This window comes from Duganella vulcania (genome assembly GCF_009857655.1).
Lineage (GTDB): Bacteria > Pseudomonadota > Gammaproteobacteria > Burkholderiales > Burkholderiaceae_D > Rugamonas > Rugamonas vulcania.
The window spans coordinates 1-16,605 of the sequence record NZ_WWCX01000038.1; the positions used below are offsets into that span (position 1 = coordinate 1).

8 protein-coding genes are annotated in these 16,605 nt (G+C 56.0%); 5 read left to right on the top strand and 3 right to left on the bottom strand.

Annotated elements, in window-relative coordinates; genetic code table 11:
- From GTP90_RS19540 to GTP90_RS19550, 3 genes are all read left to right on the top strand, one after another.
- A partial coding sequence (locus GTP90_RS19540; protein WP_161085134.1) for a FecR family protein occupies positions 1-726 on the top strand: 726 nt, incomplete at its 5' end.
- A 90-nt stretch (positions 727-816) separates the two neighbouring features.
- Entirely contained in the window at positions 817-3,180 is a 2,364-nt protein-coding gene (locus tag GTP90_RS19545; RefSeq protein WP_254451949.1) for a TonB-dependent receptor, read from the top strand.
- Positions 3,180-4,484: a ComEC/Rec2 family competence protein gene (locus tag GTP90_RS19550; RefSeq protein ID WP_161085135.1), complete on the top strand. Its 1,305-nt coding sequence runs from the start codon at positions 3,180-3,182 to the stop codon at positions 4,482-4,484. Before GTP90_RS19545 ends, GTP90_RS19550 begins: the two co-directional genes overlap by 1 nt.
- 589 nt (positions 4,485-5,073) lie before the next feature.
- On the opposite strand, the gene GTP90_RS19555 is transcribed toward GTP90_RS19550, so the two are convergent.
- The 3 genes from GTP90_RS19555 to GTP90_RS19565 form a co-directional block, all read right to left on the bottom strand.
- Positions 5,074-6,528 carry a hypothetical protein gene (locus GTP90_RS19555; protein ID WP_371875090.1) on the bottom strand — a complete coding sequence of 485 codons (1,455 nt, stop codon included), beginning with the start codon at positions 6,526-6,528 and terminating at the stop codon, positions 5,074-5,076.
- Position 6,529: 1 nt separating this feature from the next.
- On the bottom strand, positions 6,530-11,485 hold the full coding sequence (locus tag GTP90_RS19560) for an AAA domain-containing protein (RefSeq protein WP_161085136.1): 4,956 nt from the start codon (positions 11,483-11,485) through the stop codon (positions 6,530-6,532).
- Positions 11,486-11,774: 289 nt separating this feature from the next.
- Positions 11,775-12,671, bottom strand: coding sequence for a hypothetical protein (locus tag GTP90_RS19565; protein WP_161085137.1), 897 nt, complete (start codon positions 12,669-12,671; stop codon positions 11,775-11,777).
- 334 nt (positions 12,672-13,005) lie between these two features.
- On the opposite strand from GTP90_RS19565, the gene GTP90_RS19570 reads away from it, so the two are divergent.
- Positions 13,006-14,811 carry an ATP-dependent nuclease gene (locus GTP90_RS19570; RefSeq protein WP_161085138.1) on the top strand — a complete coding sequence of 602 codons (1,806 nt, stop codon included), beginning with the start codon at positions 13,006-13,008 and terminating at the stop codon, positions 14,809-14,811.
- 6 nt (positions 14,812-14,817) lie between these two features.
- On the top strand, positions 14,818-16,575 hold the full coding sequence (locus GTP90_RS19575; protein WP_161085139.1) for a UvrD-helicase domain-containing protein: 1,758 nt from the start codon (positions 14,818-14,820) through the stop codon (positions 16,573-16,575).
- Positions 16,576-16,605 lie beyond the last annotated feature (30 nt).

Below are 16,605 nucleotides of genomic sequence, written 5' to 3' on the forward strand. Positions count from 1 at the left end.
GGCACCGTCCGCGGTTGGCCGCGCTTTGCGCAGTGGCGGCTGGCCGCCGGCCTGCTGCTGGCGTGCGGGCTGGGCCTGCTGTTGTGGCTGCCGGAAGGCCAGCGCGACGCCGGCACGCGCTACGCCACCGCCTTGGGCGAACACCGCCAACTGGCGCTGGCCGACGGATCGCAACTGACGCTCAACACCGACACGCGGCTGCGCGCGACGGCGCGCCACGTCTGGCTCGACCGCGGCGAAGCCTATTTCGACATCGCCCACGACGCCGCCCATCCCTTCGTGATCGAGGCGGGCGCCAGCCGCATCACGGTGCTGGGCACGCGCTTTTCCGTGCGCCGTGACGGCGACGCCGCCCGCGTGGTGGTGAGCCAGGGACGGGTGCTGGTCCATGCCGGCGATGCCAGCGTGCAGCTCACCCCGGACCAGGCCGCCACCGCCAGCGCCAGCCGCATCGAGCGCGCCAGCCTGACGCCCCAGGGCACGGCGCAGCAGCTGGCCTGGCGCGAGGGCCGGCTGGTGCTGGACCGGATGACGCTGGCCCAGGCCGCCGCCGAGTTCAACCGCTACAACCAGCGCAAGCTGGTGATCAGCGATCCGGCCGCCGCCCGCATCGTGGTGGGCGGCAGCTTCTCGCCCACCAACCTCGACGGTTTTGTGCGCCTGCTCGAACGCGGCTTCGGGCTGCGCGCCCGGCGCGACGGCGAACAGATCGACATCGCCTACTGAAAAATATTTTGATGCGGCAGTGCGGAAATCGCCGCACCGCTCGTCTTAACAGGTAGTAGCACTTCAAACCATCTCTACCTGAGGAACACCATGACCATAGCAAAACTGATCGGTGCAGTGGGCGCCATGACCCTGTGCCTGGCCGCGCAGGCGCAGACCGGGGCCGTCAACGCCGCCGTCAATATCCCGGCCGGCGACCTCAAGGCCGCGCTCGACCTGTACGCCGTCCAGACCGGCGTGCAGCTGTTGTACCGCGAGGACGATGTCAGACAGCGCAAGACGGCCGGGGTGCAAGGGACGCTGAGCGCCGACGCGGCCCTCGACAAGCTGCTGGCCGAGAGCGGGCTGGCGGTGCGGCGCGACGGCGCCAACGCCGTGCTCATCTTTCGCGCCACGTCCGCCGCGCCGGCCGCCGACACCGCCGACACGCAACTCGCCACCGTCACCGTGACCGCGCAAAAGCGCGCCCAGTCGGCCCAGGACGTACCCATCGCCATGAGCGCGTTTTCCGCCAAGGCGCTGGACGCGCACCAGGTACAGGACTTGCAGGGTGTGGCGCGTCTGACGCCGGGCCTGCTGGTGTCGTCCTTCAGCCAGAGCAATCCGACCATCGCCATCCGCGGCATCAGCAACACCTTCTCGCAAATCGGCGTCAACAAGCCGGTCGGCGTGTTTGTCGACGACGTGTTCATCCCGCGTAACACGGCGGCCAGTTTCGAGCTGTTCGACCTCGATTCGCTGGCGGTGCTGAAGGGACCGCAGGGGACGCTGTTCGGCCGCAACGTCACCGGTGGCGCCATCGTCATCAACACCCGTCAGCCCAGCACGGCGGGACGCGAAGCCGAGGCCCGCATCACGGCCGGCAATTACGGCGAGCGCCAGGTCCAGGGCCTGATCAACGTGCCGCTCAGCGAGACGGCGGCGGTCCAGGTCTCCACCTCGCTGCACCAGCGCGACGGCACCGGCCACGACCGCCTGACCGGGCGCGAACAGGACGACATCGACAGCCAGAATTTCCGCGCCCAGATGCTGATGCGGCTCTCGCCCGTGGTCAGCGCCACCCTCAGCGCCGACTACAGCGACGACCGCAATGGCGGCCGCACCCTGTCGTCCGACACCCTGGGCGACGACGGCAATGTGCGCACGTCCGAACTGGGCGTGGACCAGCACTACGCCCGCGTGATCGCCGGCGCCTCGGCCAGGCTGGTGTGGAAGCTGCCGGCCGGCGAGATCACCTCCATCACCGCCTACCGCAAATCACAGTCGGGCGAGGACTATTCCGGCGTCGGCGCGAACTATGCGTTCCTCAGCTCGGGTAGCCAGAGCGTCACCAGCGACGACGACCAGCTGCGTACCTTCTCGCAGGAACTGCGCTACGCCAGCCCCAAATGGGAGGGCGGCGACTTCGTCACCGGCCTGTACTACTCGAACGAGGATGGCGATCGCCAGCTCGGCACGCGTGGCCTGACGGCCCGCACGGGCGCGTTGGCCAGCTCGACGCTGGCGCGGCAGCACGTCGAGAGCCGCAGCTATGCCGTGTTCGCCGACGGCACCGTGCACCTGCCGGCCGCCTGGGACCTGACCCTGGGCGCGCGCTACACCCGGGATCGCAAGACGGCCAGCCTGGAACGGGGCGACCTGCTACGCGCCAGCAACAGCTTCCGCGTGGACGGCCTGTCGCAGACGTGGAGCGAAGTGACGCCGCGCGTGGTGCTGGGCTGGAAACCGCGCGCCGGCCTGCTGGCCTACGCCAGCGCCACCAGGGGCTTCACCTCGGGCGGCTACAATGCCGACGCCAGCAGCGTGGCGGCGTTCCGCACCGCGTTTGCGCCGGAGACGGTCACCAACTTTGAGCTGGGCTGGAAATCGCAATGGCTGAACAACCGCCTGCGCGCCAACCTGGCCCTGTTCCAGATGAATTACCGCGACAAACAGGAACTGGTCAACAACACGCAGACCGGCATCCTCGCCATCTTCAACGCCGGCAAGGCCACGGTCAAGGGCGGCGAGCTGGAACTGGCCTACAAGGCCGCCAACTGGCTGGACCTGAGCGCCGGCTACGGCCGCCTCAACGGCCGTTACGACAGCTTCGTCGTCGGCACGGTCAACAACACGGGCAATCCGCTGTCCAATTCGCCCAGCAAGCAGTATTCACTGGCGGCCAACTTCAGCGTGCCGCTGTCCTCGGGCTACCTGGTGGGCGCGGCCAGCTATGCCTGGAAGGACAGCTACAACACCGGCGCCGCCAACGATCCCAATCTGCAACTGCCCAGCTACGGCTTGAGCAATCTGAGCGTCGGCTGGGAACCGCTGCAACGCAGCTGGCGCCTGCTGGGCTGGGTGCACAACGCCACCGACACCAACTACCTGCTGACCCGCTCCACCCAAGTGGTGCGGGCCCGCTATGCCGGCGCGCCGCGCACGGCTGGCGTCACCCTGAGCATGCGTTTCTGATGGCGCCCCCCGTTTCCGGACGCCGCCGTCTGCTGCAAGGCCTGCTGGCCTTGCCGGCATGGGCGCTGGCGGCGCGCGCGAACGCCGCACCGGCCGCGGTGCATCAAGCCGCGCCGCAGGACGTCGTGGCCGACCGCGAGGGCGCCGCGCTGCAACCGTGGCAACCCGGCTGGCTGGATATCCACCATCTGGCCACCGGCCGCGGCAACGCCACCTTCGTCATCCTGCCCGATGGCAGCAGCCTGCTGATCGACGCCGGCGCGTCCAACAACGAGCTGACCGTGTCGGCGCCGCCGCGGCCGGACGGCAGCCGTCGCGCCGGCGTCTGGATCGCCCGCTATCTGCGGCGCCAGCTGGCGCAGGCCGGCCTGGCCGCGCAGCTCGACTATCTGCTGGTCAGCCATCTGCATCCCGACCACACGGGCGATGTCGACGACAGCCTGCCGTTCTCGGCGCATGGCAGCTACCGCTTGAGCGGCGTGACCGACGTCGCCGAGCTGCTGCCGGTCGGCACGCTGATCGACCGCGGTTATCCCGACTACGCCTATCCGGCGCCGTTCCAGGCGCCGTTCGCCGACAACTATCGCGCCTTTGTGCGGGCGCGGCGCGATGCCGGCCTGGCGGTGCAGCGCTTCCAGGTGGGCAGCGCGGCGCAGCTGGCCCCGCTGGGCCAGCGGCCGGCGCCGCTGCCCTGGGAAATCCGCAACATCGCCGGCAATGGCGAGGTGTGGAGCGGCCAGGGCGACGGCAAGCGCGCGCTGTTTCCGCCCCTGTCGACGCTCGCGCGCGCCGATTGGCCGAACGAGAACTGTTGTTCGCTGGCGTTGCGCATCGGCTATGGCCGCTTTTCGTATTTCACCGCAGGCGACCTGACCAGCTATACCGAGGACGGCGCCCTGCCCTGGCGCGACGTGCTGGGACCGGCGGCGGCGGCGGCCGGCCCCGTCACCGTCGCCACAGCCGACCACCACGGCATGTTCGACGGCCTCAACGCCGAGGTGGTGCGCGCCTTGCGGCCGAAGGTGTGGGTGGTGCCCACCTGGCATATCGCCCATCCGGACATGCTGCAGCTCGAACGCATGTTCAGCCAGCGGCTGTACCCCGGACCGCGCGAGGTGTACGCGACCGCCGTCATGCAGGCCAACCTGCTGGCCAATGGCCGGCTGACCAGCCGCATGCGCAGCCATAACGGCCACGTGGTCGTCCGCGTGCATCCCGGCGGCGAGCGCTTCCACGTGGCAGTGACCGACAATGGCGACGAGCAGGACCGGGTTCGGCTGCTGAGCGGGCCGTTCAGCGCCTGAGGCTTGCGGCGCGGGCACTTATCCTGGCATTTTTCGCAAGCATGCCGCATGATCCAATCCTCGCGCCTCCTTGACCAATCAGCTTCCGTTCGCGGGAAAAATCGGCAAGGGGGCGCAATCGGGCTGGGCCCACTGGTGGCGCAGAAAGAGTCGGGCAAACGCGGCAAGCTGAACGTGCTGGCATCGCGCCGACAACAACATCGGTTGCGGCAGCAGGCGCTGGCGCAGCTGGTGGTGGCGTCGAAGTAAATTACACTAAAAATTACGCCCAACAAAAAAGCCGACCTGTAGACAGATCGGCTTGCGTTGTAAGTAATTGAATTTACTTGATATTCTTGGTGGGAAGTGCAAGTTTCGAACTTGCTCCACCAGGGCTTCAAACCCGTAAATCATCTAGATTTGGCGAATACTACAGGACTTTATGAGCTCAGCTATGCCTAGCTGAGCTGGCGTGTTCCCAAAATGTTCCCAAATTCACGATCGTCAATTTCAACGCCTATGCACATGCCTGCTTACGTCAACATCTGCCCGACATCAGCTTTCAGCGACCGTCGACGCACTCGGTGTTCTTGGGATGAACAACGTTAGGCTAACTCTCCCTTGATCCTTCATTGCGCCCAAAACTAGAAAGCAATCCGCAGTCGTTAGGGCGTTCAGCCCCAGAATTCCCGTTTATATATGCCTTTACAAGCCGTCCAATCGAAGAAACAACATCTTGATCAGTGCTTACGAAGCCAAGAGGAAGGCTAACAGGGTAAGCATCAGGTAGGGAGACGTGATAAACAACGACCACAAACTCTCCCTCGAAATACATAACCTCGACATTCCCGCTGAGGAAGCCTTCACGCAACCCATTAGCCTCGTCCGTATACGGATCAAGTTCCCATTTCCATTGCCGAGCCCCTCTAAAGTCGTCAGCACCCGATACAGGCAAATAGATGGTTGGGGAATAGAGTTTCTTCTCTTTCGTGCGCGCCATATTCACAAACTCACTAAGCCGGCTATGGAGCTTGCTACTCTTACACCAGTAAGGGTCGCTAGGTGCAATCCACCAGAAAGGCGTCTGTCCAATATCCGCCTTGCTTTCTCGCCGCGCTTTGATGATAGGAGCCAAGCGCTTCTGCAGCTGCGCCCAGTTTTCCGAAGAATAGATCGGCCCCAAAAATGTCTTTCTTCTCTTCTGACCGTTGAACTCCAGCCTAGAAAGATCGTCGAGGAACTGCAGATTGATGGCGGCGCCCTTTGAATCAAATAACTTTAGCGTGTCGCCGTCGCCTATCTCAAGCATAGACTTCGCTATTTCGCCAAAATTACTCGGCTTCGCCAGACGATCAAGCTCCAAAGAGATACGCTCGTGAACATAGTCAGAGCTATTGAGAGCCTCGAAATCCTCACGTTCAACGCTCCTGCCATCCGAATCAATTTGGAATTGAACTGGCAATCTGAACGGCATCTGTCTAATTTTATTGACCGAATTCACGGTATAGACTGTCGGAGAGTCTTTCCCGTCCTGATTCAGTGATTTTGCGAGAAACCCTTTATGTAGAATTTCATGGAACTGACGCTGGAAATGCTTTTCGACCAAAGCCTCACTATGTGATGCATTCTCATCTTCGATCTTAAGCGGTATCCCCAACCTCCATTTTTCTTGCGAAATATTCTTACCAAGACATGTAAAGGTCGCCAGGTCAAATGACAAACAAGCGGTACTGTCTTGAAGCAGCGACATACGCGGGACCTCACCGATTTCAGAAAAATATCCGCTGGATTTCTCCGTGAGCTCAAGCCGATCATCCTCCGAAAGTGTCAATTCGCCGCGTTCAACAAGATCATCAATAGCCTCCTGAATCTCATTGTGTGAGAAGCCAAAAAAGTTCGCAACCTGAGACTTCGACATAGGAGCCAAATGGATTAACCGAAGAATGAACTCGCGAACGAACGGGAGTCCCTTTTGCGTGATGTACGAGAAGTTGATGTTGAAGCGCTGCGCCGACAACAAGAATTCAACCTCGTGATAGATCTTTGTGTTTTCCAATGTTGTCACCTTAATGCTTCTTTTTCGCGAACAAGAATTTATAGCCGGCATCTTCGCCCATATCGTTCATGTAGGACACCACATGCGCAAGAGGCTTGTCCCGGTTGAACTTCCTCCACATGTCCGCGTTTCCAATAATCAGCAACCGATCCATTGCACGCGACATCGCAACGTTTATCCGGTTGGGAATTCTTAGGAACCCAGGTGACTTCTTCGGATCGGAACGCGTCAGACTCAATATGATGATCCGATTTTCCTTGCCTTGATAACTATCAACAGTGTCGATTTTCACGAGTTCCTTAAAGCCTTCCCCCCAAATCAGCTGGTTGAATTTCTGCCGAATCAAACGTTTCTGCTCGGCGTACATACAAATGATGCCGATCACTGCTTCATCCTTATCTTTAAGCCTACCTAGATGAGTCAAGAAAGCAGTGTTATCAGAAATTTCCTTGAGAAGCTCAATGACAAGGTCGGCTTCGCAGCGGTTATAAATACTGGACCCACGGTCATCCTGGTGGTTGGCACGAGCGCCAAGCGAAGACGTGTCAAACCAAGTCACAGGCGAGCGAAGTGGGGCCGGCGCATCCTGAAAGATGTCCGGCACCGTTCGAGGGCCATGGTTCAATTTTTTGTCGTAGAAGGTTTTGGAGACGAGGTCCCCTATAGGAGGAGCCATCCGATACTGGGTGAGCAACGTCGCACTAGCTTGTTTTCCATACGCCGAATTAAAAGCGCGCGCAAAGTCACTTCGCAATACTTCATCAAGGTCCGTGTGCTTGTCATTTATGCCGAGCCGGCGGGCTAGTGCCGCCTTATGCGCATCTGAATATAGTGGCGGCAACTGCAAATGGTCTCCAACCAAAAGCACACGTTTTGCCGATTGCATTGCAATAGCCAGTTCACTCGATATCGAACGGGCAGCCTCATCAATAATCACGAAATCATAGATGTTGTCGTGAATTGCTATATGTCCCTGACCTATGCCAACACATGTTCCCGTTACCAATTGCCGTGAGCGAGCGTAAAACTCATCGCAATTGACTCTTTCCGTCGAAAGAGCATCCTGAATATCTCTGGATATTCTAGCCAATGCCCTTACCTTGCGGACCTCGTTGGGACGAACTCCAAATTCTGCGCAAAGTTTCGATAGCAGTAAAATCTTTGCTTCCGAAATTTTACTGTCGCGAGGTAGCGCGACGCCATATTCTGAATAAAGCTTTGAACGAATAGTCTCATCCAATTCGGCTGCAATTGGCTTGAGGGAGTTGATATCGTCTTTATCTATAACCTCGTCGAAGCCTTTGAGCAGCGATTCGAGATGATCGATTTGCTTAAATAGCTTCAACTCCGCATCAACGACCTTAGAGATGAACTGAGCATCAAGCCCCAAGGCCCCCGCGAGAGCAGCTACCCGGTACCGGTATTCAGCGTTGAAGAGCTCGCGCTTTTCCGCTGTGATAGCGTGGGAGTAAACGTCTTTCAGTCCATGCGAAACCGCTCCTTCACGATTGCTGAATCTAACCACTTCCAACGAGGTACCCAGCCTCCGGCAATGCTTCCTGATACGTTCAGCCGCTGTATTGACGGCCTCGTGAGATTGGCTAACCAATAGAATTCGCCGCACATTTAGCTTCTCGATGAGGAAGTGCACGAACGCAGCAATGAACTCGGTTTTGCCTGTCCCTGGAGGCCCCTGCAAAAGCGAAAGGGGTCCAAAATTTAGCAGCTTAGTGAACGCTTCTCGCTGTTGCACATTGAGGCTAATTTTATTTCCATGTTGGTCTTCACGATCATACCTAGCGAAGTCGTCATCACTAACGGATATGTTGAACGTCGTTGCATCTGAATTGCAGGCTGGATCGAACAAATCGAGTAAGTCCGGCAAAACCCCTTCCTTATCAAGTAGTCTTTCAAGCGCAGCTTTCCGTTTGCGATAGGAGGCCCGGTCTTGCTTTGATCTAAAGAAAACTGAGTCGCCGTCTTTGAGGCCATGAGCTGCAAACTTAACTTTGTTGAGCCGCACCTCGTTCAGCGCAGATTTTTTAAGCGAAACTTCACCTACAAATTTTTCCACGCCATCCGAGTCGATTATCAGCGCCTCAACTTCATCCGTACTTACAAATGTACCAAGTGAATCCACGTCAGACTCGTATGGAAGAATCAGTTCGTCATCAGCATCAGATGGACACATTGGTGAGCCGTTCAGCTCGATGTTGGGGCTCGATTCTGCTTCCGTGGCTAGAATCGCTCTCCAAAGGTCCCGCGTAGAAATTTCAAACTTAATGTCAGCACGCACCTCCCGATCGGAAGCCTCAGCCTTTTCGAACACGTCCTTTAGTTGCTGGCTCAACTCAGAATCAACAGAGTCTGGCTCCACTAACTGAAGTAATTCAACTGTTCGCAGAAAGGCTTCATCATTGCGAAGAACTTCAGACAAATTGAATAGTTGGGCAGGCCGTCCAGGCTTTATTCGAATAGCCATATTCATTTCAAATTGGCTTTCCTCTACTATCCTGAAATGAACATCCGATCTAATTTTAGGCGCTAACCCTCCGACAAAACTTCTTTGGTCCTTGTTGTAGAAGGCCGTGAACGCTCCACCTATGCCGTAGAAAGTAACGATGAAATCGCTACCTCTTCTCTTTGCTGGCTCTACCTTGACGTACAAATGACCATTGTCCGGCAGAATCGTCAGCTCTCCATCAAAATTATCAAGCGTGATTTCAACGATTTTTTGCTCCCGTATGCCCCCGCCGGGAGACAAGGCTTTCTTGAATCGTGCCAAATCCTTGAAGCCGAACTCTGTGTCATTCAACTCGGTTTGAACCGCATCCGCGATTCTAGGATATTCAGTAGATGCGGCTCCCCACTCTAAACCGAGGAGTTCGCACGACATCCGAAGAACTGCGAAGATGTCACGTTGCGCGGACGAGCATCCGTCAATATTCTCAGGGCTATATCGATGGTTTTTAACATCATCAGTATTAGCAGAAAAATCTGGAACGTCGATCAGGAACACATCACCTTTCGCATCATCCCAAATAACGTTCTCAGGATGAAGATCACCATGAGTGAGGCCGAGCTCATGAAAATGTTCAACCGCATTAACCAGCTTTTCGATCGTGCCCATCTTATCCGACTCGTTGATCTCTGCTTTGTCCCAGGTCGTTCCCGAGACGAAATCAGTTACAAGATACATACTGCTGGATCTAGAGGCCAAGCCGTACTCCAGTATTCGCGGAAGGTAGGTTGGGCTTACCGCAGCCAATTTATCCAACCGCTTCAAAAACGAAAGCGCCCGGAAGTTATTTCTAGGCTCATCCGTCTCAGCGCCGACATTTAGCCACGCTTTGACAAGCCTCCCTTGAGAGACATATACATCCTTGTCGTCCGTCGAAACGATAAACTCTCCATCTTCTCGATACTGCCGCGAATGATTTATAGGACGACGATAAACTTCCAGTTCGCCCACATCAAAAGTAGGAACAGACTCCCTCGAAGGCTCCAACCGCTTCAACGCATCGAAGAAAACAGAGGCATCGCTGAATTTGGCGGTAATGGCATCAAGAAGAACTCCTGCATACCATTCGCTGCTTCCTAGGATATCGTCCTGGATGTTCGCCAAGCTTTTGGGCGACATACGCTGAGCAGTTAAGAGATGCCAAGAAACAAGGCCAAGAGCATGGACATCCTGCTGGAAAGGAGTCAACGACGAGCCGTCTAGCATCTCCTTGACTTCAACAGCACCTACGGACAGATTGTTCCGATAATCGCCGACTGTTCCGATCGGCTGGTGGTATGCAGATATGAAATTAGAAAGCGCAATCTCCTTTGATGGTGACAGCCATAAACTGTGGTCAGCAATGTCCCGATGGGCGATTTTGATTTCGTGGAGATCGCCAAACTTTGCGATGAGCAGTTTCGTGAGGTTGAGTCGATCAATCGGGGGCAAGGTTTCACCATACTTCCCCACAAATTCGTTGAACCTAATATGCCCCGGCGGAAGTTCATACACCTCCGCATACTGAGATGTAACCTCATCCTTCTCAAAGCTCGTTAATGACCGCAGGCAATGGTTGTACAAGTCTCGATTTTGGTGATTGATATACAACAACACCTCTCGCTCGCGCGATACAATTTCGCCCCTTCCCTGAGGCGTAAGCCCCTTGCTTCCCTGAACACTCTTGAAATTCCAGAGGCGCAGCAGAGCCTCAGTATCCTTTGAAATTTCCGAACGTGCTAAGTATTCCTTATAGACGAATTTTGGATGCTCGAATACCTCTTCAAAAGCTGTGTACCCGCCAATATTTAGCGCTTTCGGCTTCGTGTTGCCACCCAAAAATAGCTCATCAAATACGAGGAAATCTTTGTTCAAAACTTGGGCATCAGGATGAGGCCGGAAATGTTTATCAAAGACTACTTTGTCAGCGAATTTTAGAAAGTCTTTCAGTGAAATCGTGTGACTTAGCTCAACCTCGGGGAGGTCGCGGAAATCTGAATTTCCAGTCATTACGACGAAATATTCAATGTGGGGAACCCGCCCTTTGTTTGAAAACCGATGACTGTACTTTTTAAGCTTGTTTGAGAGTGTGTAGTATTTAGTTCGCGTGACACTAACGGGTGATCGTCCCATGTTCTTGTCACCCTTGAACCAAATCTCACCATTTGCAGTGACAGGAGCACGATTCCAGTCCTTCAACTCGACGATGATAATGTTGCAGTGAGTCACGATTACAAGGTCAAACTCGCCTTCCTTCCCCTTAGAATCGATAAACCGAAATCCGGCATATCCTTTCCAAGGAAACATGCTATTACGTCTAAGCTTGCCCTGAAGCTGATCGCGCATCGAGCCATTATTTACTTGAGACTTGTCGCCAGATCGCAGCTCAGCGAAGGCTTTTCCGATCTTTTTGATTGCTTCAATTTCTTGCTCTTCGAGGCCGCCGTCCCAAAATTCAATTTCCAAGATTCTTCCTTTACTTGGTAACCCTATAAATAGTCTGCCAGTAAAATATATATACTGGTTCCGTATATCCTGTACATTTAAATAATCTCGTGCTTGTCAGCGAGAATAACCCAACGCCACGTAAGTTGGCCATTGAACGATAGGCCGCCCCCGCATCCCGTAGCTTTTGGTCAGCCCACTCGCAGCTCTCTGCGGTATATAGGTTCCTTAAAAAAGGAACCGGTGGGAACGAGCCTGCGGATCGAGAAGTTCAGGGTCAATCAGTAGGGGCATAAAAAGCCGCCACCGCTTAGGCCACACCCCACCCTATTTCGAGCAAGATAGTAGAAACTAACGCCAACGATGTTTCAGCATCAGCCTCACCAGGCACACGAACACTCTTTTCCGTCTGCACATTCGGCTTTCCGCGCGCATGAAGTCTCGCTAGCACCTTAACTGACGAGTAAAGGATGACCAGTTCTTTCAAATTATTTTCGATATGAGCAGCGACGGCAGCCAAGTCTTTAGTGAGGCAACCGGCGTCGTTGTGCACGTGCTTGAGCCAACGACTTAATACGAACTGTGCCACGTTACCGCAGCGGTCGATTAGGGAAACCGGGCTCTCACGAAAAGCCCGATCAGACAAGCCAGAGATTGCCTCCAGAATTTCGTGCCTTGTCTCCGCTGGAACATGAACTTCATCAACTTCAGGGAGACGACCAAAATTGGAGCGCGACCGAAGGGTTACTGAATTCTCGCCACCGAAATTCCGCTCGACACCAATAACCGTCCAAGGTGTAGCCGCATTGCCGGCGCCAAGTAATATCGTGGTCCCCACTCCGCCCCCAGGACGCAATGAAAGCTCATGGAAGGGCACATAGGTCAGGAGCATTTTATTCAAGTAGCCGCCGTTGTCTCTGGCGGCTCTACCCTCGTCGTAAGCCGGATGCGGCTGAACGCGCCAAGAACTTGGGTTCGACTGTGGGTCGGGCTTATACAGCCGGCCTCGACGAATACGCGTCAGAGGATCGAACGTGTCCTCTCGAAAGATCAGGCATTGCCTGTCGTTGTCGTGAGGCGGATTTTTCCAATCTGATTCTGCTTCGATGATCTTCGCGCGCGAAATCTGCGGTTGCGGCCACACCGCGTGGCCATAATTAGTCTGGCCTTCGTACATTACAAAGCGGTTGTCATCGATGCCAATCATCTCGGATCCCAGAGTTCTAAATGAGAAATCATATACCCGAACAGCCGAAGCTAGCCAATCATGTTGTCCGTCAGGCACATGCGGGCTAAAGCATGAACGAATCCGGAAGAATGGCACAGCGGCGCCAGTTCCGCGAAGATGTACTCTTCAGTTCGCGGTTCATGTCGGCTCGACGAGCTCTCGCCCCTCTTTCCCCTTTGGAACCACTAGGCACTTTCTTGCTCACAACCGACTCCTTTGCACTGTAGAAATATTACAACATTAAATATAAAAAAAATACCAACAGTCATCAACGTGATACTCTTGGCAATACTTTGCAGCATTGGGGGAAAGCGTGAAGGTCGTTCGCTTAATCATAGAAAATTTCAGAGGCATCAAATCGGCCCAGCTTAATTTCGACGGGCATGCCTTGATGGTCGGCTCCAACAATGTTGGAAAAAGCACGATTTGCGAAGCTTTGGACTTGGTGCTTGGCCCGGACCGCCTCAACCGTTTCCCGCCGATAGACGAATTCGATTTTTACAATGGAAAATACCTGGTTGCGGACACAGACCCAGCAGCGCCTCCACAGCCTATTCCACTGCGAATAGAGGCGGTCGTGATTGAACTCAGCGCCGATGTGTCCACCAAATGCGGCGGACACATCGAATTCTGGCACACCACGGAACAGCGCCTGCTTGAACCTGGAGAAGTCGAGGCGGCCAATCCGCCGTTGGTTCTTCCATGCCTGCGGCTTGAAACGGTGGGACGCTACAATCCGGAGGAGGACGAGTTTGAGGCGAAGACTTATTTCTCCCACAGCCCCGACGCGCTTGACGGGGAGCTATCCACGCTTCCTCGTCCTATCAAGCGCCTTTTCGGCTTCCTGTATCTCCGCACCCTACGCACCGGATCCCGCGCACTGAGTCTGGAACGCGGCTCGTTGCTGGACATCATACTTCGAGCAAAAGGCGTCCGGACTACGCTTTGGGAAAAAACAATCTCGCGCCTGCGCGGATTGGACATCGAAGAAGAAGCTGCCGAACTCGTCCCTGTTCTCCGCTCGGTCGAGAAAAGGCTAGCTCGATATATCGCGTTGGAAGGGAACGGCAACGCTACAAAAGTGCACGTGTCCGAACTCACCAGAGAGCATTTGCGAAAAACCATGACGTTTTTTTTAGCGCTGTCTTCGGACCAGGAACACGTTCCCTTCGCGCACGCCGGCACCGGCACGATCAACACGCTGGTCCTCGCCCTGCTCTCGGTCATCGCTGACCTCAAACCTGACACCGTTATTTTCGCGATGGAGGAACCGGAGATCGCCGTGCCGCCCCACACGCAGCGGCGCATTGCAAACTACCTATTGACGAAAACTACTCAAGCATTCGTCACGTCACACTCACCCTTTGTGATTGAAAAATTCGAACCATCCAAGACGCTTCTGCTGACGCGTGAGCACGGCGTGGTCAGCGCGCGCAAGGTCTCCGACGCTACTGGGCTCAAAGACAACGACTACAAACGCTTTTCCCGATCGGGCCTGTCCGAGTGCATGCTTGGACGCGCCTCGATCGTCGTAGAGGGCGTCACCGAGCTACATGCCATGCCTGTGGTCGCTCGCCGCATGGAAGAGCAAAACCCCAACCTGCAGCCGCTTGATATCGCAGGAGTCGCTTTTTTTGATGCCGATGGCGAATCAAACATGCCAAAGTTTGGGAAGTTCTTTAAGACATTGGGTTTGCGAACGTTTGCCTTCTACGACCTAGATTATAAAAAGAAGCGAAAGCCAGAGCAGGCCCAGGCGCTCGCTGAGAATTTTGAGATCAACAAGGAGCATGCCTACAAAGGCTTTGAGGACCTCGTCGTGACCGAAGTTCCTGCTGAACGGCTTTGGGCATTCCTTGGGAATCTGAAGGCCAATGACGATAACGGCAACCTCGCCATCCCTGATGAACGCCCTGACGACGACGCGGTTAAGATGATCGCGCGCGGCGCGCTAGGCGGCGCCAAAGGTGCCGGGTGGTGTGCCCGTTTATTCGAAGAGTGCGAGTTTGACGAACTGCCCTCTACGGCCGTGAAGTTCCTCGCAGAAGTATTCGCCAAGTTTCCGCCGCCACCTCCGATCATCGAGAACGAAGGCGGCCAAGCCAACATGTTCGAGTAACCCGCGATGGACGACGCCTGCGTACTTCGAGAAAGCATCTTAGCTTGTGAAGGCCATGCGTTGGTCATTGGCGGCCCCGGAAGCGGAAAGACAACCCTCGCGTTACGCAAGGCAGTCAAGCGAATCAAACAGGGAATGCGCCCAGGACAATCCGCTTTGTTCCTGAGCTTCTCTCGGGCGGCGGTGTCCAGAATTTTGGGGGCCGCGACGAAGGAAGCCAATAATGAAGAGCAGGCGCAGCTTTCTATCCAGACCTTTCACTCCTTTTTTTGGGATGTCATAAAATGTCATGCCTACCTGCTAGGCGCGCCACGCAAGCTGTCGATTCTGCTCCCCCAAGATGAAAAGGCGCTTTCGGGCGGGCTGACCGATGAGGACGAAGGCTGGCAAGCTTGGCAGCAGGAACGCGAGCGCTTGTTTCACGAAGAAGGCCGCGTCGCGTTCGACCTATTCGCGCCGAACGCTACGCGGCTCCTGACAGCAAGCTCGCACATTCTTTTGTCGATAGCCCAACGGCACCCGATCATCATCGTGGACGAGGCCCAAGACACAGGCCAATTTCCATGGCGATGCATCGAGTTGTTGGCCCCGCACGCGCAGATCATTTGTTTGGCCGATCTAGAACAGCAAATTTTCGACTATTTGCCCGGCGTCGGTCCGGAGAGAGTCCAAGCCATCCGCGCTGCGCTGGAACCTCTCGAGGTCGATCTCGGAACTCAAAATCACCGCAGCCCAGACTCTGAAATTCTGGCATTTGGGAATGACATTTTGAACTCGACGCCCCGAGGCGCTCCCTATAAGGGCGTCTCAAGCATTCTCTACCGTCCAGAGAACCCAACACCGAACTGGAACATCTTGCTGCGCCGATCACTGAAAGCTCTAATTCAAGCGATCAAAGACAGCTCCGATCAACCCATCGAAGCCATCGCGATCTTGGTCGCAAACAACCGAAGCGCGTTGAGGATATCCAATGCCCTCAACGCGCTCGGCGCCGAAGGAGGAAAGCAAGTGAGGCACAAGCTGCTGTTCGACGAAGCCGAGGCGCTCCTGTCCGCGCGAGTGGCCGCGTTCCTGTTGGAGCCGAAGCCAGGTGACATCGAGCAGCACGTGGCAACCAGCATGGAACTGATCGCGGCAGCGCGGAGGGCGACCGGCCAATCCCGCGCAGCCGTCGCGAAACTTTGTGAGCAGGCGGCGAAAATCCGCGTAGGCAAATCGAACAAAATCAACATCGCGAATGCGCTTCGCAATGCGATTCTTGAACTGCATTTGAACGATTTCTCTGGAGATCCTGCTCGGGATTGGTTGACAGTGAAGGGAGCGCTCCGAAACAGCGGCCAAGCCGAGCTTGAGCGAGTCGCGAGCCAGCTGGATTTTCTTGTGGCGTTCCAGCGCGGCCACCGGATCTCCACAGGGCTCTCAGCCGAATGGCTTCGAGACGGCGCTTATACGCGCGCGCGCGCGACGCTGGACCAAGCCTTAGCGCAAGAGCAAATCCTTGATGGGGCTGAAGATCAGGCGGGACTTCAAGTCATGAATTTTCACAAGGCTAAGGGCAAGCAATTCGACGGCGTCATCATTGTCAGGGAGGCGCGAAGAACTGCGGACAGCGTCAACTCCTCGTTCGTCTGGCGAGGAGATGAGGCACCGCACTTGAAAAGCCGCCGGGTATTGCGTGTAGGCATTACGCGGGCGCGCAGGCACGCTTTACTGCTGGATCCCATTTGGCCAACCTGTCCCATTTTGAAAGGCCACAAGCTGTGAAGTCACACGCTGATGCTTTTCATTCTGCAA